This window comes from Paenibacillus sp. FSL R10-2199, assembly GCF_038000235.1.
Lineage (GTDB): Bacteria > Bacillota > Bacilli > Paenibacillales > Paenibacillaceae > Paenibacillus_AQ > Paenibacillus_AQ phytohabitans.
The window spans coordinates 6,151,845-6,173,242 of sequence record NZ_JBBOBO010000001.1 but is presented as its reverse complement, the minus strand read 5'-3'; the positions used below and the strand labels follow the sequence as shown (position 1 = coordinate 6,173,242).

Genomic DNA, 21,398 nt, shown 5'->3' with positions numbered 1-21,398 from the left:
TTTGAATTTGATAATTTTACCATACCGTCCGTTTGAGTTAAACTCCGCTCCAGGGAGCTTATTTAAAAACGCCCGATCTTCGCTTTGACCTGCGCAAGCAGAGGAGCAGCTATGGCTCTTGCCTTCCGGGCACCTTCACTCAAGATCGCGTCGATCTGCTCTGGCGCTGCCATGAACTCATTGTATTTCTTCCGGGGTTCATCCAGAGCAGCATTAATCACCTGGAACAGCTCCTGTTTGGCCTCACCCCAGCTAATGCCGCTTAGATATTGCTTCCTGAAATCCTGTACTTGAGAGGGAGCCGCAAACTCTTTGTACAGCAAGAAAATATTTGACGTATCCGGGTCTTTCGGCTCCTGGGGAGGCGTAGAGTCCGTTTTGATTTTGCTGATCAGCTTCTTCAGGTTTTCTGGTGTTTCGAACAGCGGAATCGTATTATTGTAGCTTTTGCTCATCTTCCGCCCGTCCAGCCCTGGAATCACGGATATGTTCTCATCGACCCTATAATCAGGGAGCTTGAAGGTATCTCCATAAATCCGGTTAAAGCCCTCGGCAATATCTCTGGCGATCTCCACATGCTGAATCTGGTCCTTACCGACAGGGACCTTGTCAGACTGGAACAGCAGAATGTCCGCAGCCATCAGCACCGGATAAGTGAACAGGCCCATATTGACTCCTGCATCTGCATCCACGCCTAATTGAATATTTTGTTCATGAATGGCTTTGTACGCATGGGCACGGTTCATTAGACCTTTGGACGTCAGACAAGATAGAATCCAGTGAAGCTCGAAGATCTCCGGCACATCAGATTGCCGATAAAAGACTACCCGCTCCGGGTCCAGTCCCAGTGCCAGCCATGTAGCTGCGATACCGTAAGACAGATCACGAAACTCGTCTCTGTCCTGAATGAAAGTTAATCCATGATAGTCAGCGATAAAATAAAGTGCAGTACAATCACCGGCCCCGGCGAGTTGCAGGGCAGGCTTGATTGCTCCGATGTAGTTTCCCAGATGGACTTTGCCCGTAGGCTTAATTCCGGTTAATACAATTTCCTTACTCATGTTATCCCTCCGTTTATGTAATCAAAAAGGGGTTCTCTCATCCTGAAAAGGACGAGAGAACCCCGTGGTACCACCTTAATTAGCCCGGATTATGATCCGGACCCGCTTAAACGTATCGCGACATCGCTATATGCCCTGAATACGCGTCTCTTGTAACGATGAGACCTTCGCCAAAGCCTACTTCCTGAAGGTTCGGTTTGGATGCTCAGAAGCCCACTTCGGCATAATCCCTACACTGATTCGCAGCAATCATCAGCTCTCTGGAGTATTCGTTATGCGTACTCTCTTCGTCATTGCAAAGTTGTATACTATTGTATTACTGTATTTTTACAATACATGCGGGCGAAAGTCAATTTTTATTATTGGATTTATGGAAACACCCCTTGAATTTGACGCGGCGTCAAGTGATACGATAGCTATGAGATCTCAGAGAGGAGAGCGAAATGAACAGATCTGTTGCTATACAAGAAATGTCGGAGCAGCTTGGGCTGACGAGCCGCACGCTGCGCCACTGGGAAGCGGAAGGGTTATTCCAAAGCGGTAGAGATGTTTCCTCGGGATGGCGTGTCTACGATGAACATGCGCTGGCATGTATTCGGATCACGGCAGTGCTGCGGAAGATGGACATACCGATCAAAGAAATAAAGTCAGTGATTATTGCGAATTCAGTAGCCGGGCTTAGCAAAGTCATAGTGAATAAACTGAATTCTATCAGGAAGCAAAGGGAAGTGATAGGGGTTGTTGAACGGCAGTTAAACCGGGTCCTGGAATACCTTGAGCGGCAGAACGAAGGCAAGCTGGACTTGGATAATATTCTTACCGAGACGGAGGCTGTATTTATGAGCAGTTTAACGGAACCGTATGTATTCAAAATTATCGATTTACCTCCCATGAGAGTGGCTTTTCATATTGTTGTGGACGCAGCTCCCGAAGACAAAGCGATGGGCCCTTTAATGGACTGGCTGAAGTCAGCGAACCTGCTGGGTACGGCGCGGCTCTTCGGTGGTAATATGAAGCCCATGCCAAGCAGTGCGGGCAAACCCTATGGTTACGGGATGTGTGCGTCAATTCCAGCGGCCGTCGTTGTTCCAGAGCTTTTCAAGGAAATGCAGCTGCCGGGAGGATTGTATGCCATGCTTGGTAGCAGTGACGACATCGGCGGTTCCTGGAAAAGTCTGATGAATCAATTATCGCAAAGCAAGAAGTACCGTTCAGATCGCGGAAGGCTCTGCCTCGAAGAGCATATCCGTAACGATCATCCGGAGGGCAGCGGCAACCTGTATGATCTGAACCTTCTGGAGCCGGTAAAGGCGAAATAAGTGTAAACAGGCGGGCTTCCTTAGTGAAGTTCTGCCTGTTCGCGTCCAATCACTTACATGCAATATGTCATGGTAGAATGATGTAATTCAATGTAATGTTTGGAAGTGAATTAAAGAGGAGCTGGCGAGGAGGCGAGGCATGGGTATTGAATTTAAGAAGGTGAGCAGTTTTCAACGGGGAATATTGTTTGAATTATTGAAAGATGCCTATGCCTTTGATTGCCGGTATGAGCAAAGCTGCCTTGCTGAATGGCGGGAATTTGATAACTTTTTCTTTGACAATCCGCCGATTGCAGATAAATACGGGTTCATCACAACGCTGCATGATGAAGCTGTCGGCTTCGTTTCCTGGGACCCGAGGAACCTGCCTGAGGTTGCGGAAATCGGCCATAACTGCATTGCTTCAGCCCACAAAGGTAAAGGTTACAGTAAAATGCAGCTGCAAGAAGCAGTGAATAGAATCCTCCAAAATGAAGTCCGGAAAATTATTGTAACAACAAATGATGATCTGGTTCCTGCCCGGCGGATGTATGAGAGTATCGGATTCACCATGTATCAGACAAGGCCGAATCAACATATTGCAGGGATGGTCGGCGAACACTTGGATTATGTATATTTTGTATAAAATCTGGAGGTACATAGGATGGAAGTTACTTTAAGTAAAGCGGTAGCAGAAGATGCGGCAGCGATTCATGAAATGCAGACCCGGGCATTCCTGCCCTTGCTCGAGAAATATCAGGATTATGGTACGAACCCTGCTAATGAGACTGTAGACAGTACGGTAGAACGGATCAACCAGGCTCATGCAGACAATTACATCATCCGGTATTCCGGGGAGGCAGTTGGTGCGATTAGAGTGGTCCGAAAAGAGAATGCCGTATTTCGTGTCGGACGGATATTTATCCAGCCGGAATACCAGGGTCTGGGCATAGCCCAGCGGGTGTTTGCCTTGATCGAGCAGATCTATTCCGAAGCTAAAGTCTGGGAGCTGGATACCGTAATGCAAGAGGAAAGAAACTGCTACTTGTATGAGAAGCTGGGTTACAGAAGAACAGGTGAGACCAAAGAGATCAATGACAAGCTGACTTTGTGCTTCTATGAAAAAACGCTTATTTAAGGCTCACGTTATAAAACTATAAAATGCTGTATATATTGCAACTTTGATTCATAAATACCTAAGTATTCGAGGGGATTGTTGTATGAAATGCAGGAATTATCTCTTTCAGCGGCTTGGAGGAGGCGGAATGCTGCATTCCGTACAACAATTTTCGATTATGGACGTTTTTGGGAGGAGAATGTTGTATTTTGTGCAGGATTGTAAATAGTAAGAGAGATAGACAAGTGCTTGACAAGCGGAATAATAAAAAGTAAAGTGAGAATATAAATTATCTTAACTTAAAGATAATGTTTAACCTAATATCTTAAAGTAAAGATAAAATGTTAATCTAAGCTAACCAAATTTAATTAGGAGTGAATTTAAATGAACAAACAAACTATGGGCATTCATCATATCACCGCAATTGTCGGCCATCCGCAGGAAAATATGGATTTTTATGCAGGTGTGCTGGGACTCCGGCTGGTTAAGCAAACGGTCAATTTCGACGATCCGGGAACATATCACTTCTACTTCGGCAACAATGGCGGCAAGCCGGGGACGATTATTACTTTCTTCCCGTGGGCAGATGCATATCAGGGTAAAATCGGCGGGGGGCAGGTCGGCGTTACTTCATATGTGATTCCGGTAGGGGCGATGGCTTTCTGGAGAGAAAGACTGACGAAGTTCAAGGTTGCTTTTACCGAAATGGAGCGGTTTGGCGAGCAGTATCTGGAATTCGATGATCCCCACGGTCTTCATCTCGAACTGGTGGAACGGGAGGCTGGAGAGCGTAACGAATGGACCTTCGGCGGGGTAACTCCGGAGGTTGCGATCAAAGGCTTTGGTGGTGCAACACTGCTGTCCACGCATCCGGAGCAGACTGCTGAGCTGCTGGAGAAGGTGATGGGACTTACATTCGCAGGACAAGAAGGCGATATCGCCCGTTACCATTCCACTGCGGACCTCGGAAATGTGGTTGAACTGAAGGTAACAGCGGTACAGCGCGGCGAAATGGGTGTCGGCACCGTGCATCATATTGCCTGGAGAGCGAAGGATGACCAGGATCAGCTTGAATGGCAGGAATATGTGCATGATAATGGATATGGAGTAACGCCTGTTCAGGACCGGAATTACTTCAATGCTTTTTACTTCAGAGAGCATGGGGAGATCCTGTTTGAGATCGCTACTGATCCTCCTGGCTTCGCCCATGATGAAACGCCGGAAACGATGGGCAGCCACCTGATGCTGCCGGCACAATATGAGCCGCACAGAGAACAGCTTGAGCAGGTATTGCTGCCTTTTACCGTAAGAGCAGTAGATTAACCGACTTTCAGAGAAGAGGGGATGCTAAGATGATTTCAATTGATCCACTGCAGAATAGCGAGCGGGATAATTATAAGCTTCTGACCGGGAGCATTATCCCGCGGCCGATTGCTTTTGTGACGACGATGTCGGGAGAGGGAATCTTGAATGGTGCGCCGTTCAGCTATTTCAACATTGTTTCCTCCAATCCGCCGATGATCTCCATTTCGATTCAGCATGCTGCGGGCCAGTCCAAGGATACGGCGCGGAATATTATGCAGACGAAGGAGTTTGTCGTTCATATTGTGGATCAGCAGAATGTCGGGCAGGTGAATATCACCGCAGCGCCCCTGCCACCGGACCAGAGTGAAGTTGCTTTAGCCGAACTGACGCCTGTAGATAGCCTGCAGATTACTGTTCCGGGGGTTAAGGAAGCGAAGGTGCGGATGGAATGTACACTTGAGCATTGTCTGGAGCTGCCTAATAATGACCTGATTATCGGCAGGATTGTACAGTTTCATATCGATGAGGATATCTACGAACAGGGAAGAATTGATCCGGTGAAATTAGGGGCGGTAAGCCGCCTGGCAGGGAATAATTATGCGGGGATTGGTGAGGTATTTACCATAGAGCGCCCGGTTTAAGGCTGTGCTCGTAAACAGGCAGCCGTAGGAAGTCTGTTATCTCAGTTTCTTATATCTGAACAACAAAACCCTGGCGCAAGCGCCAGGGTTAATTATGTATCGGGAAGTATTGCATACAAAGAAGTAATATGTTAATGTTAAAGAACTGTTGACTTTTTTTAAAAAAGAACGGAGGTAATGCATCTTACTTATATTTTAATTATAGCAAATGGACATCCGGTTTGTCAACCCGCCAGTTTGGGATTATTGCAGCGGGGAAGATAAGGAATATCATTCAAGAAAAGGGAGTGGTCGGGTGATGGAGAAGATAAGCAGCTGGGAGCAGGAACAGGAGTGGCTGGAGCAGGTAAAAGAAAAGCTGAAATCGGGGATTGCTAACCTGGAGCCGGAGGTTGGCCGGTTAAAGGAGCAGGCAACAGATATCCGCAAAAGATTCTGGGAAGAGGTAACGGTGAATACCAGCACCCAGGAAGACTTTGAAGAGAGCTTCTTTACCATAACTCAGCAGGATGCCGTCTTATCTGAGCGGGAACGCAGCCACGCGCGGAAGCTGCAGCAGTGGAAGAATATGAAGCGGCTGCTGCCGTCCCCTTATTTTGGGCGGATTGATTTTCATGAGGATGGGCAAAGTGCTGAAGAACAGGTCTATATCGGGGTCTCCTCCTTCGTCGATACAGACGGACTGAGCTTTGTGGTCTATGACTGGCGCACTCCAATTGCGAGCCTGTACTATGACTATCCGCCGGGAAAAGCAGCCTTCGACACACCGGGAGGACGGATCAGCGGAACAATGAGTCTGAAGCGGCAGTACCAGATCCGTAACGGCCAGCTTCAGCATCTGTTCGATGCGAATGTAACGATCGGCGACGAATTGCTGCAGCAGGTGCTCGGCAAGGGTGCGGATGCCCAAATGAAAAGTATCGTGGCAACCATCCAGGCGGAGCAGAATGCGATCATCCGCAACGATAACAGCCAGATGCTCATTGTGCAGGGAGCGGCCGGCAGCGGCAAAACGTCAGCAGCGCTGCAGCGTGTAGCTTACCTGCTGTATAAACACCGCGAGCGGCTATCGGCAGATCAGATCGTGCTGTTCTCCCCTAACCCGATGTTCAACAGCTATGTGTCTACTGTTCTTCCCGAACTGGGTGAAGAGAATATGCAGCAGACGACCTTTCAGGAATATCTGGAAACTTGGCTAAGTCCGGAATTCCGGCTCGAAGATCCGTTTGATCAGATTGAATATGTATTGACCGGGGAGCAGGACAGGAGTTATGGCTCCCGCCTTCAGGCTATTGAATATAAGGCATCGGAAGCCTTCCTCCGGGCACTTCAGGGCTATTCGCAGTGGATCAAGCAAGAGGGCATGCTGTTTAACGACATCTGTTTCCGGGACCGCGTGCTGATCTCAGGAGAGCAGATCAAGACCAGGCTGTATAGCTATGATCCTTCGATTCGTCTGCCGAACCGCGTCACCCTGGTGCAGAAATGGCTGCTGGAAGAGCTGGCCAGACTGCAAAAGGAAGAGCAGGGAGCGTCCTGGGTACAGGAGGAGATGAATTACCTCGATAATGAGCAATACGCTAAGGTATACGGCATGCTGCACAGAGAGAAAGGGGTGTTTGACTTTGCCGAGAAATACCTCCGGCTTCAGGAAATGCTGGTGCACAAGCGCGAGCTGGATGAGAGTGATTTTGATTACGCCGAACGTGAGGAAGAGCTGCTGGGCCAGATGATCGTGAAGGAGCAGTTCAGACCTCTGAGACGGGGAATCAAGCGGTTCACATTTATCGACATGAGCGGGTTATACCGCCAGCTGTTCACTGATGAACGGGCCTACAGGGAAATGACAGGTGAAGCGGAGGTGCCGGAGCTTTGGCCGGAGATCTGTGCGCAGACGAAGGAGAAGCTGAGCGGGCAGGAACTCTTTTATGAAGATGCGACACCCTATCTGTATTTAAAAGAGCTGATCGAAGGCGTCCGGACGAACACGCAGGTGCGGCATATTTTCGTTGATGAGGGCCAGGACTACTCCATGTTCCAGTATGAGTTTCTCAAAAAGCTGTTTCCCCGCGCCCGTATGACGGTTCTTGGTGATTTCGGCCAGGCGATCTTCACCCAGGCGACGAATCTGTCAGGTGAGAGTTCACCGCTGGTTCAGCTGTATGAAGAGGCGGAGACTACGCAGTATCAGCTGGTCCGGAGCTACCGGTCAACTTATGAGATCGTGGAGTTCACGAAGCCGCTGTTGCCCGGCGGTGAGGCGATTGTCCCTTTTGAGCGGAGAGGCAGAAAGCCTGTTCTAACTAAGCTGGAGAGCCATGAGATGAAGGCGGAACGCATAGGGAAAGATCTTGCCACGCTTCAGGCGGAAGGGTACACTTCAATTGCCGTGATTACGAAGACTGCGGCTGAGAGTATAGAAGCTTATAAGAAGTTGACCGCCGGAGGCGCCGCCGAGCTGCGGCTAATCACGAAGAACACGCCTACTTTTGAGAAAGGGGTACAGGTGATTCCTGCTTATCTGGCCAAAGGCGTGGAGTTCGACGCTGTGCTGATCTATGATGCTTCCCCGCAGACGTACCGGAGGGAGAACGAGCGGAAGCTTTTTTATACCGCATGTACACGGGCGATGCATGTGCTTCAGCTGTACACGACGGGGGAATGGTCGCCTTTCATCCGGGAGGAAGACCCGGCATTGTATGAACTGGCGGAGTGATAAGCGCAGGTTATACCCTGAGATTTCTTGAAAGGAGTGGATGCATGCTTATTTCCAGTCATTTGAACAAGTATAAACAGACGATTCTTGAGCTCCCGGAAGATAAAATGCTGTCCAAAGCGGAATTGCTGGCCAGTGACTTGCTCATGAAGCGCAGCGGCCTGCTTGAAATGTATTATGCTCCGCACAACGAGTATGTCAATCCTGCTGCCAAAGTAGTGATTATCGGAATTACGCCCGGATGGACACAAATGAGAATAGCGCTGCAAGCAGCCAAAGCCGGCCTTAAGGCCGGACTCTCCGATGAGGCAGTGTGCAGGCTGGCGAAGGAAGCGGCCGGCTTTGCCGGAACCATGAGAACCCATCTAATTGACATGCTGGACGCGCTTGAACTGCACCGATATCTGGGAGCCGGATCTTGCGGGGATTTGTTTCGGGATCAGCACGAGCTGCTGCACACCACTTCTCTGCTGCGGTTTCCGGTTTTTGTGGCGGGGAATAATTATAACGGAACCCATCCCCCTCTGCTGACCAACCCTTTTCTGAACCAGACTGTCTTACGCTCATTGCAAGATGAACTCAGTCTCATGAATCAGCCGTTAATCATACCTCTGGGCAAAAATGTAGAGCAGGTGCTTCAGCAGCTGGTAGCGGACGGGATGCTAGATGCACGAGACTGTCTGTGGGGATTCCCTCATCCTTCCGGCGCCAACGGACATCGACATAAGCAGTTTGCCAGCCATCAGGAGTCCATGCGAAATAAGATACGTGCACTTAGCGGTAAATGAAGAACGCTCTGAATGCCATATCCTAGAGAAAATATGAACAGTAACCGACCGGCTGCGCTGCAGCTGGTTTTTTATTATATGTGTTTCCGCGCCTCATTGGTTGCTGGGAGACCTGAGATTCTTCAGACAATGTGGCTTAAATGTTGTACGTAATGCAACTTGGCTAGCCAGAAACCTAGGTGTTTGGACAGATTGTTGTATGAAATACAAGATTTATTCCTTTAAACCGCTTGCAGGAGGAGAAATCCTGCCTTTTGTACAACAATTTTGGATTTAAGCCGGGATCTCGAGGGAAATGTTGTATTATGTGCAGGATTGTTTATGGCGGGAATACCTTAAATCATTCCCGCATATGAACGGTCCTCAAACACCGGTATGATTAAGCTGTTTCGGAATACCTAAAGGGAGCGGGATTATGAAAGCGAAATTGCCATTATTCATTATCACTGGAGCCAGCGGCGTGGGAAAGACTACGGTTATGCACGAACTGAGAGGGCGGATGCCTGAATTTGTGCTGTTCAGCACGGATAACGATAATTTCGGGACAACGGCTGGGAAGCTGGAATATCAGGACCGGTATAACGTGCTGCTGCACTGTGCCCATGCGGTCGCCATGTCGGGAAGAGGGACCATTATATGTGGAACGTTCATGCCCTGGGATGCCAGGAAATGTGATGTCTACAGTACATTTAGTGAACTGCACTTTATTAATCTGCACTGTGATGATTCTACCCGGAACAGCCGCCTGCGTACCCGTGAAGATGCAGCGATGTGGAATGACGGTATGCTGAAGCGGCATGAAGAGTTCGCCCGGTGGCTGCTTGAGCATGCGGATACAGATTATGATCCGCCGATGCCTACGTTTGACTCGACTTCTACGCCGCCAGCCCTGCTGGCGGAGCAGATCAAGGAATACATCGGGTTAAAATGGCATGAGAGCGTTGGTGAGGAGAAGAAGGGGACGGGTGTATGAACGTGAAACTGGAGAATCCCAGGAGTTCATCTGTCCGGTTTATAATGCAACGGGAAGATAGAAAGGAGCCAACGGACAAATTGCCGTTGGCTCTAAAAGTTTTTGCACCCGATAAGGTGAATGGAGTGAACTGGATAAGCTCAGAGGGGAGGGGAAGCGGAATTAGTTGGATTTCCTCCACTTGCTGATGAACGAATGGCAGCATCTAAACCAACAGTTGTAAAAACAACACTTAAAGCTGCCCATTTTATCCACAGTAGCGAAAACTAACTAGATTAGATGCTGTTTTTCCACTTGCTTCCGTATATCCCGCGGAACTGGGCTAATTAAGATACCTTTATCCACTTGTTTGCCGCTGAAGAGGTAATGCAGGGGTAAAAGTGCACCTGATTCTGGTGGAAGTGGGCTGATGCCCGTAAGCAGCAGCTTAAGGATTCATGCTGTTCCACAGCGCCTGGAAAGCGCCGGATTCGACCTCGAAGAATACCGGAGCATTGCCGTAGCGTACCAGTCCCTGGCCGAACAGGGTCAGCTCCACCCGGGCCTTGTCATCCAGCTGAAGGTAGATGATCTTGCGGTCTTCGCTGTCATAGATGCCTTGCTCCGTCAGCGGCTCTGCTGCCAGTGGTTTGGCGGCATTAAGTGCGCTCAGGAAGCCATCCAGCGCGACACCCTCCGGCAGCGGCAGATACTGCTGCTGGCCATTATTCCAGCTGCTGAAGCTCTCCCACTGGGCGGAGGCAATGCGGCCTTCCAGATTCAGCTTGCCGAACAAATCAGCGCCGCTGCTTACAGTAATACCATTCGTGTGTTCATACAGCTCCGCATATACCTGGCCGTCAATCTCCGTATAGGACATCAGCAGGAATCCGGAATCGTATCCCTTTACGGCATAGATATCCGCTTCGCCAATATTGGAGGCCAGCTCGATATAGTCATCCTTGCCGCTCCATTCATCAATGCCGCCGGACGTCCGGCCCAGCTTCTCGCCGCGCAGTGCTGCAGCATCAGCCGCATCGATACGGGTCGCCGCTTGAGTATAGATGTTGCCCTTATATACGACAAGGGCGATCATATCTGCTGAAACACCGGAGCTTTTATCCGGCAGCTCTATCTTGGGAATGACGATGCTGGCGGAAGTACCCGCAGCAGGTGTGCCCGGGTCTACCTGAGCCACTTGACCCGGGGAGGCCGTTCCATTCAGCTGCTGCATAATGCTTGGTCCGGCTAAGCCGATTCCGGCGGCGAGCAGTACGCTTGCTGCCACATAGACCATTTTACGCGGACGGCGTTTCTGCTCCATTTTATCGGTTAATCCTTGTTTCATGGTTTCACTGGATTTCATTGAATTCACCGCTTTCTTATAGTTTGTGCGAAAATCTTCTTCCTTCACTCGGGTCCGCTCCTTCCAGCTCCAGTTTTAACAGCTGACGTCCCCGCTGAAGTCTCATCTTCACGGCAGACTCGCTGATTTGCAGAATCCTGCTGATTTCCTGGATGGGGTAATCCTCGTAATAATACAGATGGATCACCGTTTTATACTTTACCGGCATCGCCAGCACAAGCTGCAGGATCGCCATATCCTCGGGGGTGTCGGCCGCAACCGGCTCAATACCCTCCAGCTTGACTTCGCGCTTGCGCCAGCCTCTGCCCAGCAGATTTTTACAATGATTGGTGATTACCCGGATCAGCCATGCCTTCTGATGTTCGTCATCCTTAAATGCGGGAGCTTTCTCCATCAGCTTGATGAAGGTGTCCTGCGTGGCTTCTTCGGCATCCTGGCGGCTGCCCAGATGGATCAGGGCAATCCGGAACAGCATATCTGAGTAGACCTCGTAACTTTGTATCACATGATTGCCCGGCCGGGTCATGGGTTGCTGCATGAGGTTATGCCCTCCTTTACCTATAACACCCTTAAGGACGGCATTTGGTCACATATTGTTTCCGCAAAATTCATTTGGGTTGCATTCCTGTCCCTTGAGTGAAATAGAACAGGGGATGGGGAAGTCTAAGACTTCCCCATCCCCTGTATTAGCGGTCATATGAAGCGGCCATACGTTCAGCCGCTTATCTGTGCCAGGATGCTCTTCCTACTCCGGGGTTCCTTGGGTCACCCCATGCACATAAGTCTGCCACGGGGAATCCAGCGCTCCCTGACCCGGGTTATAGGTGAAGAAGTATTCCACGGTATCACCCTGCTGAAGGTTATTTACCGCGTAGGTGTAGTTGCCGTTGCCTGTGGAGGTCATGGCCACGTTCTGTTGTCCGCCGTTATTGATTTTGTAATGCAGGTCGGCGAAAGTTGCGCCGTTCACATAGAACAGCAGGTTATTGCCTGTTTTCTTCAGGCCGCGCACCTGATCGCCGATCACAATTACAGTTGCAGGCTGGGGCACCACGGTAATCGTGCTGGTGGCTGTTTTGTTGCCATCTGCCGTTGTGGCCGTAACGGTTGCTGTACCCGGGGCAAGACCGGTTACGAGACCATTCTGGTTCACGGAGGCAGTACTGCTGTTCGATACGCTCCAGACAACCTGTTTATTAGTTGCACCAGACGGCGCCACATTGGCAGTTAACTGGACGCTCTGTCCGGCCTGCACCTGGGCGGTGGAAGGAGTTACGGAGACACCGCTAACCGGAACGTTGCCCGGGTTGCCGGGATTCCCGCCGCCGCTGCCTTCCTTGTAGACCCGTACATAATCTACCTGCATCGTTGCCGGGATGTCAGACGGAGCGGGGGAGAGCCCGCCGTCAAAATGTCCGCCGACCGCCAGATTCATAATCAGATAGAAGGGCTGGTCGAAGGGGGCATTCGGATTGTTCGGTGCTGCTACGGAATACCATTGCTCTCTGTTGACCTTGAAGAAGAATTTGCCGTCCACATACCATTTCACATTGTCTTCTTCCCAGACCATGGAATAGACGTGATAATCGTTCGCGAAGGTCTGCCCCGAAGGGAAGTGATACTCACCGGCGATATACCGGTTCACAGGCCATTGTCCGCCGAAATGTACGGCGCCGCTGGTCGTGCCGGGAAGCCGTCCCTTGGCTTCCATAATATCGATTTCACCGGATGCGGCCCATGCCCCGTAAGCGGCATCTTCCGGCAGCATCCACAGTGCAGGCCAGATGCCATTGCCTGTAGGCAGCTTGGCGCGGATGTCCACCCGGCCGTACTGGAAGGACAGATGGTCCTTGGTGTTGATTTTGCCGGAGGAATATTGCGCATACCGGCTCGGGTCCTGCGGGAAGGACTTTGGTTCATTAATGGCCTTGATATTCAGCTGTCCATTCTGGACAAATACATTCTGGGTACTGTTGGTATAATGCTGCAGCTCCGCATTGCCCCAACCCCAGCTGTTGGGGTCATTAGTGATATAGTACCCCTGTTCATAATTCCACTTGCCGGTGTCGAGCGCTGTCCCGCTGAACTCATCCTGCCAGAGGAGGTTCATCCCGGCCACAGCCGGGTCTGTTGGTGTTCCCAGCGTAATATCTTCCTGGTCGCTTTCATCGGGACGCGGGGCATTGGGATTACCGGTGAAGGTGTAATAGACATAATTGCTGCCGACATTTCCGCCTTGCTGCCCGTTCAGCGGATACCCGATGCGGATTTCCATATTCACCTGGATCGGCTGGAACCACAGGCCATAGATGTAATCGGCCCAGTAGCCCCACTGGTTGGCAGCGGACATATTATTATAGCCATTGCCGGCATAGACGAATCCGCTCTGGCTGGAATCGCTGAGATCCACCCACTGGCCGCCCGCTTTGATCTGATAGACGAATTTGCCAAGCTCGCTGCCAACCGGTGCGCCTCCGTCTATTTTTGGGAGAGGGAAGCCGATGGAGCCGTTGTTATCCGCTGTGTAAGCCGTACCGTCATATGCCGATAGGACATATGAATTCCGGACCGGCTGATTGAAGGTAATCGTATAGATGAGACTGGCCGAAGAGGTCTTGGATGCCAGCTTGACATTGATGGATTCCGTAACGGTGAACCAATAGCCTCCGCCGCCATCGGTGAACTGGCCAAAGTTGCTGTCATAGATCCAGCCGCTGGCTGCGTTATTATCGATATCAATCCAGGTGCTGCTGTTAACAGGCTTCACGTATACTTTCAGATCATCCGCCACGGATTCATAAGTTAAGGCCGGATCATTATTGAAGGTAGGGTAGGTAAAGCCTGCGCTGCCTGTAAAGCCTGCTGTAATCTGCGGCCCTTGTGTAGGCGCCATAGCCGAGATGGTTGTTGTGTTCAGGTTCTGAAAGGCCAGTGTGTAATTAAGAGTGACCGCGCTATTAGCCTTGGAGTAGAGCTGAATTTCGGTTGTAGCGGAGAGCGTGAACCAGTAGCCGTTCATCCCGCCGTCGCTCCAGTGCCCCCAGTTCTGGTTGTAGACATAGCCGCCTGCGCTGTCGATGTCTACCCAGTTGCCGTTTACTTTGACTTTGACGCCTACATCATCCGACACATCATTCCAGGTGGCAGAGCCTCCGTTGAACACTGGCATGACGAAGCCAAAGCTCGCTTGTCCAACCCCTGATTTGGAGATAACTGGACCGTCTGCTGCTGAAAAATAGGTCATGGAGCTAACAGTGATACCTGCTGCTTCCGCCGTCTGAATTCTCGAAGCAGGCAGCAGGCCGATGCCGGCCAGCATCACTAAGCTCAGGAACAAACATAATACCTTCTGTTTAAATCCGATATCCCTAAGGTGAAGTCGCTTCATACTTGCCCTCCTTTAATTAAATGGTAGTGAAGGTAACCGCTTACATATGAGAGAACATCTTTATTCTATCGAATCTAATATCGCGCTTAAAGGGACAATCCTTTTTGTTATGACCCAATTTTTTGGCTTTTGCTTTATAGGCAGACGCTATTGCGCCTACAGTTCAGAACCTAAGAAGTGAGTGTATTCAACATTGCAGCAATTGATGGAGTTCTGTTCTAAGTGAATATTCAGTGATAGCTGTATAACGTGCAATTAAAAACAGTGAAAAGGAATGCGTGACTCTTATAACTGTAGTCTATACAACTAAATCTGCCCGGATAGGTGAGAACCAAGACAAGTGGAGGTTTTAATTGTACAAAATACAGCTAAACGGATAACTAGTAGCAAATCAGACATTTTAGTTGTACGAAGTACAATTAAGCCGCCTACCGCCTACCGCCTACCGTCTATGCTCATGTACCATAACGATAATCGTGGCACGGCAAACCCTCTGCAAGTATTTTGGCAGCGTGGTTGTCGATGGTCTAAATCTGACACTGTATTGGTGGACTTATTTAGTGGAGTCTTGCTCGATTTGCAGCCCGCTGTCCCGGTAATCGCCCTCCTTGCCATGCCTGCGGCGGATCAGCTGCCGGTATTCCGTGGGCTGCATATGCATCACATCCCGGAAGGCCCGTGTGAAGCTTTTGTAGCTTTCATATCCGACCATGGAGGTAATCTCGACGATCTTATGGTCAGTTTCTGCAAGCAGACGCCGGGCTTTATCCAGACGCACATCACGCAGGTATTCGGCGAAGCCTTTGCCGATATTCTTCTTGAACTGGTTGGAGAAATAAGCGTAATTCAGCGACACATGGTTGGACACCATCGCGAGATCCAGCGGCTTGTGGTAATTCTCGTGGATGAAACGAATGGCTTCGTTCAAGTCCTGAGAGTTACGGTAGCTGCACTTGTATTCATAATAAAATTGGTTCAGCCGGAGCAGCTGCTGCTGCAGCGCCTGAATATAATCGCGGATGCCCGGATAGTCGAACAGGTTGCGCAGAGAGTCTAAGTCCAGCGCTTCTTCTCCCATATACGGGCGGATTACACGCTCATATTCCTCCATCATCTGGACTACGGCCCGGCATAGCTGCTGTGTATATCGAATGTGATACCGCTGCAGCACATCCTTGTGGAATAGGCTGGAGATCCCTTGGGTGATTCTGCCGCTGTTCTTGGTGCCGGTTAACTGGAACAGGGCATACAGCTCCTCATAGGGGAGCTCCCACTGCTGCTCCAGCCGCTCTATATGCGCAGGCAGGAGACAGCGCTTATCCGGAAACAGGAAGCTGTGGCGGTACAGCTCCAATACCAGCGTATAGCTGCCCGGAAGCTCCCTTAATCCATGCTGCGGGCTGGTCATTGCAGTAATGGCCTCCATCTGCTCGGTTTGGAGTGCAGCAGGGAAGATTCCCGGATCTACGGCTGCATCAACCGCCAGGATCAGGTGGGGGCGGTGCTGAAGACAGATACAGCCGTGTCTGCCATATACGCGGTAAGCAATAGATTCTATGCTATGGCTGCTGCTGGCACCCGGCTGGTTAATCCACAGCTCCTCGCGCAGCAGGCAGAGCCGGTAGCTGCTCCATAGCTCTGCGCTCTGCTGCTCAGTCGCGTCAATCCACGTTTCATCACCCGCCGCGCCTTGCATATACATGCGCAGCTCCTTACGGTCGGTCTCCATGGCGCGGCGGGACAATTGCTCAAGATTACGCGAGAGCGACATTCGCGTCTGAATTTCCTGCCAGACATGCTCCACCGAGGACTGCAAATCCTCCCGTTTCACAGGTTTGAGCAGATAACCCTTAGCCCCAAGCTCAATGGCCTTCTGGGCATAGGCGAAATCGCTGTAGCCGCTAATAATCAGATAATCAACCTTAATACGTTCCTCTTTGGTCTGAGCCATCAGCTCCAGGCCATCCATATCAGGCATCCGGATATCGGTAATCACCAGCTGGATGCTGTGCTGACGCAATAGCTCCAGTGCCTCAATCCCGCTTACAGCGCTGTATATATGGTCAAGCTGCAGAGGGAATTGGCGCAGCATGGCCTGCAGGCCGTCACGGATCTGCTTTTGATCATCCACAACCAGAATATTGATCATGCTACCATCCTCCAAGATTCACATTTTCCCAAGGGAGCCGTATGGTTACGCAGGTATAGGCGCTCTGCACGCTGTCAATCCAAAGTCCGCAGCCCTTGCCGTAATGCAGCTGCAGGCGCTTATGCACATTCTCCAGACCCAGCCCGTTCTTGCTGGTAATAATCGGCGTATCCGAGTCGCCCCGCAGCACAGACTGCAGCTTCTCCAGCATCTGCGGATCAATGCCTGCGCCGTCATCGCGGACCTCGATCAGCAGCAGGCTGTCATTCTCTACCCTAACAGTAATTTGGATATGTACACTGCCGCCTGCAGGGGCTGCGTGATGCACGGCATTCTCGACGATAGGCTGCATGCACATTTTGGGAATCGTATAGTGCTGCACCTCCGGGGGAAGAGCGGCCGACAATTCAATGCTTCCGCCTTCCATGAAGTTGATGAACCGGATATAGCTGTGGATGTTGGCAAGCTCTTCACTAAGGGCAACCGTATCGCTGCGCCACTGCATGCTATAACGCAGCAGTGAGCCTAAAGAGACCAGTGCACCAGCCATAGCTGGCTGCTGCTGGACCTCCGCATGCATCCGGATCGACTCCAGGGCGTTGTACAGGAAATGGGAATTAATCTGTGAGTGCAGGGAGTGGAGCTGTGCGTTCTTGGCGATAAGCTGTTTATCCACCACCTGTGTCATCAGATGCCGGATTTCGTCCAGCATATTATTGTAGCTGACGGCTACGTAGTCGATTTCGTCACCGGTTTCGTTATGCCGGAGTCCTGTTTCAATCTTCGCATCCAGTTGCCCCCTGCGTACCTTGCGCATGGAGACGAGCACCTTCTCCAGCCGCCGGAATATACGCCGGGTCATCTGTGAAACGAGCAGCAGCATAAGCAGCAGCACACAGGAGGTGACGGCGATCACAATCAGGTACCAGTTCCGCGGGCCCTGCATCAGCGCCTGACGGGAGGCGATATCGACCACATAGGCGTTCAGAGGAGCGATGTAGCGATACATCGCGTAGTAGGTCTGATCCCCGGAATGAATCTTAACCGGGTTATTCTGCTGCAGCACATCCAGCTGTTCATGAACCCGGCTAAGGATTCCGTCCAGCTTCTCCCCGGCATTCTGCGGGAATTCATGCCCCGGATTGTATACATTCCGGAAAGCACTTGTTCCGTCCATTACAACACTGAAGAAATCACCACCCGTGTCTTCAAGCAGATCGCTGAAAAAAACACTGTGCCTGGCGCGGATTTCCATAATGGTGGGGAGCTTCTGCTGCTGGCCCTGAGGCCGCACCAGCCTGTAGTAGGATAATGTATCCTCGCCATCCTTAAAGGCGGATAAGCGGAAGGCGGCCCCGCCTTCATCCCGGAGCGTCATCCAGTAATCCTGCGGCCAAAACTTGCTGTAATGATAGATTTCAGGCCAGATTTCGTATACATCCGGGTTATCGACATAGAAGCTTAGCTCACTTATCAGCTCATGGCTTTGAATGATATTATGCATCTGCTCATACTGGTTTTGCTTGAATTTCACGAGCCGCAGGCCGTCCCCGCGCATATTGGTATGAATGAAATCCACAAATGCCTTCTGGGTCAGAGCGGTGGAGGAAGCGTTCTCAAGAATATCCATCCGGCTGCGCAGCCGTTCATTCAGGCGTGCGACATGATTGCTGCCCTCCGCCATAGCTTCCTTGTAGAGCTGGCTTTCCTGCGTACGGATGAATAAAAAGGAGACCACGATCGCAGGTATGGCAATCATGAGGCTGAAGGCCAGAAACAGCTTGGTTGAGATGCGGGAATTCCGGTAAAGCTTCCTCATCGTAGTCAGCAAATACTTCATCTGGTTAACCTCCCATCCCTGTAATATACCATATATTACAAACCGGCTGGTAGGTAATAAGGCGCTGCGGCTTAAGGGGAGAAACCCCTCTAAGCAGGGAAAACCGGCCGCCATTCCGGCCGCCGGCATAGTTCAAGACATTATTCCGCCATTTTGGCTTTGCGTGCATCCAGCTCCGTCTGGCGGTATTCCTTCACCTGCTCGAAGCCGTAGCTGTCGCGGCGGGACAGGAAGCTGTCGAAGATTTTGTCAAAAGCAGCTTCGTCCTTGGCCGTAATCAGCTCAGGGAGTACTTCTTCCCAGTTCTGGGAGATGCGCGCCCAGGCCACCGCTACATCCGAATCGCCAAGCGGGTCCAGTCCTTTATAGATACCGCTGTCGATATCGGCCTGTGCGTTCGCGAAGTCTTCCATCTGCTTGATCACAGGCGCTTTCTCCGGTCTCCACTGGTTGACGATAACAGGGTTGCGCATCATCCAGTAGGTATCCAGTATGCCGTATTCCTTCTCCAGCTTCTCAATATTGCTGCCCAGCATGTCAACGAATTCAGTCTTCAGCTGCGGTTTGCCGTCCACCGTATCCCAGGTTTCGCCTTCCTTGCCGAGGAACAGGTCTCGCTGGCCCTCTTCACTGGCGAGGTAGGTCAGGAAGCGGATCGCACGCTCCGGATTCTCTGTGGATTTGCTGATCATGGTTACCATCCAGCCGTCCATGTTGCCGGGGAACAGCTTGGCGCTGCCGCCTTTGCTGTTCTGCGGCCCGTCAACTGCGATGTAGTTGGAGTCCGGATTAGCACCCGCAGCCAGCATCGGATTGACAGCGGTCATGCCGGTCCATTCGCGGATCATCATGAAGTAGCGGGCGTTGTTCGTTTTCTCTTCCACCTGGGTATCGGAATCCACCAGGAAATCCACGTTAATCAGTCCGCGCTCGTAAGCGGTACGGAAGGTTTTGAGCCAGGCGATATAATCCGGGTCGGTCACACGGTCATATACGCTGCCGTCTTTCTCATGCGGAACGGCCAGCAGATTCTGCAGATATTCCGTCATCCCGTAAGGGACATTTCCCTGGGCGAAAAAGGGGCTCATAGGCTGACCCTTATACTCGGAATACTTATCCTTCAGCAGCTGCAGCGCACCCAGGAAGCCCTCCGGGGTACTGAGGTCCGGACTGCCCATTTCCTCGTACAGATCTTTGCGGACCAGGAAGGTCTGATTGGCGGCCGTCATGCCGGTCTCATGCATCAGGTTGGGGCTGTAGGAGTCATTCGGAACCCCATACGTGTTGCCGTTCTCCTGGCGGTACCACTTCAGCGTACCGTCACCTGCTACCTTGTAGAAGTAAGGGTCGTACTGATCGGCCAATTCATTGAGGGCATAGACATGATCGCCTTCCCACAGCTTTTTGACAGCGGTTTCCCAGGAACCCATAGAAATGAGATCCGGCAGCTTGCCCGAGGTCATCATTAGAGTAATTTGCTCGTTAGCTTCACCGGAAGGGACCTCCAGCTTGACATTGACACCCGTTTTCTCCGTCACATATTTGGAAGCCAGGCTCTCGCCCCAGGTGTGTGCATACCAGTTCGCTCCAACAAACCAGGTTAAATCGATAGGGCTGGTATCGAGCTTCCAGGCGGGTTCATCAGGATTCTGAGTGGCTTCTGCCTGAGGCGCCGTTGTAGTATCAGCCTGCGGCGCAGTTGTGGGTGCGCTTTCCTTATTGGCGGAATTGCTGCTGCAAGCGGCCAAGGTTAACGTCAGGATTACGGCCAGAATCATGGCTAAGAATGGTTTGACAGATTTGCTTTTCACGGCATAATCATCCTTTCTGTATGTGTGTAGAATGGTTCATTACGGCTAACCTTTAATAGCACCTATCATCACACCTTTGACCAGATAGCGCTGGATGAAAGGGTAGAAGATGAGGATAGGCAGCGTAGCCACCATCATGGAGGCGAATTTGATCGAGTTGCCGGGTAATCTTGCACCGAATTGCGCCATCGCCTGCTGCTGCATGAAGGACATGGAGTTCTCGGCAATGATTTTGTACAGCATGGTCTGCAGCGGCAGGAGCTCCTGGGAATGGATATAGATGACTCCCTGATAATAGTCGTTCCAGTGATAGACTGCAGAGAAGAGGGAGATGGTGGCAATAACAGCCATGCTGTTGGGCAGGACAATCCGGAACAGGACGCCATAATCCGAAGCCCCGTCCACCTTGGCTGATTCCTCAAGGCTGTCTGGAATGGTGCGGAAGAAGCTCATAAATATAACCATATTAAAAAATGTATACATGGAAGGGATAATGAATACCCAGAAACTATCATACAGGCCCAGCTTCGTCATGAGAATGAAGGAGGGGATCAGCCCGCCTGAGAACAGCATCGTAATCAAAGAGATTTTGAGATACAGCTTGCGGCCCATCAGATTGGACTTGCTCATTCCGTAAGCTACGATAGCGGTGAACAGCACATGCACCACAGTCCCTATCACCGTACGCATGGTTGTGATGTAGAAGCCGTTCATCAGCGTCTTATCATTAAAGGCTACACTGTAGCTGGCCAGCGAGAGCTCTTTGGGAAACCAGTTGACGGTACCCAGCGAGGCCTGCGCCGGTGAATTCAGCGAGTTGACGAGTACAAACCACATCGGGTACAGCGTCAGAAAGCAGACCGCCAGCATCAGCAGGGTATTGCCGACCTCGAAAGCGCCAATCCGCCGGAATCTTCCGCGTCTTGCCATGAATCTGTTATCTCCTTTCCAGGTGGAGTCGGCTTC

The 21,398-nt window shown here is 51.0% G+C and carries 16 protein-coding genes and 1 other annotated feature; of the genes, 8 read left to right on the top strand and 8 right to left on the bottom strand.

Annotation, left to right across the window (positions count from 1 at the left end):
• Nucleotides 1-62: 62 nt before the first annotated feature.
• Nucleotides 63-1,061: a tryptophan--tRNA ligase gene (locus NYE33_RS27245; protein ID WP_341068356.1), complete on the bottom strand. Its 999-nt coding sequence runs from the start codon at nucleotides 1,059-1,061 to the stop codon at nucleotides 63-65.
• A gap of 44 nt (nucleotides 1,062-1,105) precedes the next feature.
• Nucleotides 1,106-1,364, bottom strand: a binding site (T-box leader).
• A gap of 140 nt (nucleotides 1,365-1,504) precedes the next feature.
• Between NYE33_RS27245 and NYE33_RS27240 the strand changes: the two genes are divergently transcribed.
• The 8 genes from NYE33_RS27240 to NYE33_RS27205 all read left to right on the top strand — a co-directional run bounded on the left by NYE33_RS27240 (nucleotide 1,505) and on the right by NYE33_RS27205 (nucleotide 9,899).
• Complete coding sequence (locus tag NYE33_RS27240) at nucleotides 1,505-2,380, top strand: MerR family transcriptional regulator (protein WP_341068353.1); 876 nt, start codon at nucleotides 1,505-1,507, stop codon at nucleotides 2,378-2,380.
• A 139-nt stretch (nucleotides 2,381-2,519) separates the two neighbouring features.
• Complete coding sequence (locus NYE33_RS27235; protein ID WP_042136040.1) at nucleotides 2,520-3,005, top strand: GNAT family N-acetyltransferase; 486 nt, start codon at nucleotides 2,520-2,522, stop codon at nucleotides 3,003-3,005.
• Nucleotides 3,006-3,023: 18 nt separating this feature from the next.
• Nucleotides 3,024-3,497, top strand: a complete 474-nt coding sequence (locus tag NYE33_RS27230) for a GNAT family N-acetyltransferase (RefSeq protein WP_336101592.1) — start codon at nucleotides 3,024-3,026, stop codon at nucleotides 3,495-3,497.
• Nucleotides 3,498-3,860: 363 nt separating this feature from the next.
• Entirely contained in the window at nucleotides 3,861-4,799 is a 939-nt protein-coding gene (locus NYE33_RS27225; RefSeq protein WP_341068350.1) for a ring-cleaving dioxygenase, read from the top strand.
• Between the two features lie 29 nt (nucleotides 4,800-4,828).
• Nucleotides 4,829-5,422 (top strand): flavin reductase family protein, encoded by a 594-nt coding sequence (locus tag NYE33_RS27220; protein ID WP_042136046.1) that lies wholly within the window; start codon nucleotides 4,829-4,831, stop codon nucleotides 5,420-5,422.
• Between the two features lie 298 nt (nucleotides 5,423-5,720).
• Nucleotides 5,721-8,138: an RNA polymerase recycling motor HelD gene (helD, locus tag NYE33_RS27215; protein ID WP_341068347.1), complete on the top strand. Its 2,418-nt coding sequence runs from the start codon at nucleotides 5,721-5,723 to the stop codon at nucleotides 8,136-8,138.
• A gap of 62 nt (nucleotides 8,139-8,200) precedes the next feature.
• Entirely contained in the window at nucleotides 8,201-8,926 is a 726-nt protein-coding gene (locus tag NYE33_RS27210; protein ID WP_341068345.1) for a hypothetical protein, read from the top strand.
• A 415-nt stretch (nucleotides 8,927-9,341) separates the two neighbouring features.
• The gene (locus NYE33_RS27205) at nucleotides 9,342-9,899 is read left to right on the top strand and encodes an AAA family ATPase (RefSeq protein ID WP_042136051.1); all 558 of its coding nucleotides are present in this window, start codon (nucleotides 9,342-9,344) and stop codon (nucleotides 9,897-9,899) included.
• A gap of 427 nt (nucleotides 9,900-10,326) precedes the next feature.
• Here NYE33_RS27205 and NYE33_RS27200 read toward each other — a convergent pair whose 3' ends face one another.
• The 7 genes from NYE33_RS27200 to NYE33_RS27170 all read right to left on the bottom strand — a co-directional run bounded on the left by NYE33_RS27200 (nucleotide 10,327) and on the right by NYE33_RS27170 (nucleotide 21,362).
• On the bottom strand, nucleotides 10,327-11,226 hold the full coding sequence (locus tag NYE33_RS27200) for a hypothetical protein (protein ID WP_340946616.1): 900 nt from the start codon (nucleotides 11,224-11,226) through the stop codon (nucleotides 10,327-10,329).
• Between the two features lie 34 nt (nucleotides 11,227-11,260).
• Nucleotides 11,261-11,782, bottom strand: coding sequence for an RNA polymerase sigma factor (locus NYE33_RS27195; protein WP_042136056.1), 522 nt, complete (start codon nucleotides 11,780-11,782; stop codon nucleotides 11,261-11,263).
• Nucleotides 11,783-11,989: 207 nt separating this feature from the next.
• Nucleotides 11,990-14,632, bottom strand: coding sequence for a family 16 glycosylhydrolase (locus NYE33_RS27190; protein ID WP_341068343.1), 2,643 nt, complete (start codon nucleotides 14,630-14,632; stop codon nucleotides 11,990-11,992).
• Between the two features lie 553 nt (nucleotides 14,633-15,185).
• Nucleotides 15,186-16,781, bottom strand: a complete 1,596-nt coding sequence (locus NYE33_RS27185; RefSeq protein WP_341068341.1) for a response regulator — start codon at nucleotides 16,779-16,781, stop codon at nucleotides 15,186-15,188.
• Nucleotide 16,782: 1 nt separating this feature from the next.
• Entirely contained in the window at nucleotides 16,783-18,621 is a 1,839-nt protein-coding gene (locus NYE33_RS27180) for a sensor histidine kinase (protein ID WP_341068340.1), read from the bottom strand.
• Between the two features lie 140 nt (nucleotides 18,622-18,761).
• The gene (locus NYE33_RS27175; protein WP_341068338.1) at nucleotides 18,762-20,432 is read right to left on the bottom strand and encodes an extracellular solute-binding protein; all 1,671 of its coding nucleotides are present in this window, start codon (nucleotides 20,430-20,432) and stop codon (nucleotides 18,762-18,764) included.
• A 45-nt stretch (nucleotides 20,433-20,477) separates the two neighbouring features.
• The gene (locus tag NYE33_RS27170) at nucleotides 20,478-21,362 is read right to left on the bottom strand and encodes a carbohydrate ABC transporter permease (RefSeq protein WP_042136063.1); all 885 of its coding nucleotides are present in this window, start codon (nucleotides 21,360-21,362) and stop codon (nucleotides 20,478-20,480) included.
• Between the last annotated feature and the right edge of the window lie 36 nt (nucleotides 21,363-21,398).

What these genes read in the sequence shown, in the direction of transcription:
- NYE33_RS27245 (WP_341068356.1), bottom strand. Translation starts at nt 1,061, where the DNA reads ATGAGTAAGGAAATTGTATTAACCGGAATTAAGCCTACGGGCAAAGTC.
- NYE33_RS27240 (WP_341068353.1), top strand. Translation starts at nt 1,505, where the DNA reads ATGAACAGATCTGTTGCTATACAAGAAATGTCGGAGCAGCTTGGGCTG.
- NYE33_RS27235 (WP_042136040.1), top strand. Translation starts at nt 2,520, where the DNA reads ATGGGTATTGAATTTAAGAAGGTGAGCAGTTTTCAACGGGGAATATTG.
- NYE33_RS27230 (WP_336101592.1), top strand. Translation starts at nt 3,024, where the DNA reads ATGGAAGTTACTTTAAGTAAAGCGGTAGCAGAAGATGCGGCAGCGATT.
- NYE33_RS27225 (WP_341068350.1), top strand. Translation starts at nt 3,861, where the DNA reads ATGAACAAACAAACTATGGGCATTCATCATATCACCGCAATTGTCGGC.
- NYE33_RS27220 (WP_042136046.1), top strand. Translation starts at nt 4,829, where the DNA reads ATGATTTCAATTGATCCACTGCAGAATAGCGAGCGGGATAATTATAAG.
- helD (WP_341068347.1), top strand. Translation starts at nt 5,721, where the DNA reads ATGGAGAAGATAAGCAGCTGGGAGCAGGAACAGGAGTGGCTGGAGCAG.
- NYE33_RS27205 (WP_042136051.1), top strand. Translation starts at nt 9,342, where the DNA reads ATGAAAGCGAAATTGCCATTATTCATTATCACTGGAGCCAGCGGCGTG.
- NYE33_RS27200 (WP_340946616.1), bottom strand. Translation starts at nt 11,226, where the DNA reads ATGAAACAAGGATTAACCGATAAAATGGAGCAGAAACGCCGTCCGCGT.
- NYE33_RS27195 (WP_042136056.1), bottom strand. Translation starts at nt 11,782, where the DNA reads ATGCAGCAACCCATGACCCGGCCGGGCAATCATGTGATACAAAGTTAC.
- NYE33_RS27190 (WP_341068343.1), bottom strand. Translation starts at nt 14,632, where the DNA reads ATGAAGCGACTTCACCTTAGGGATATCGGATTTAAACAGAAGGTATTA.
- NYE33_RS27185 (WP_341068341.1), bottom strand. Translation starts at nt 16,781, where the DNA reads ATGATCAATATTCTGGTTGTGGATGATCAAAAGCAGATCCGTGACGGC.
- NYE33_RS27180 (WP_341068340.1), bottom strand. Translation starts at nt 18,621, where the DNA reads ATGAAGTATTTGCTGACTACGATGAGGAAGCTTTACCGGAATTCCCGC.
- NYE33_RS27170 (WP_042136063.1), bottom strand. Translation starts at nt 21,362, where the DNA reads ATGGCAAGACGCGGAAGATTCCGGCGGATTGGCGCTTTCGAGGTCGGC.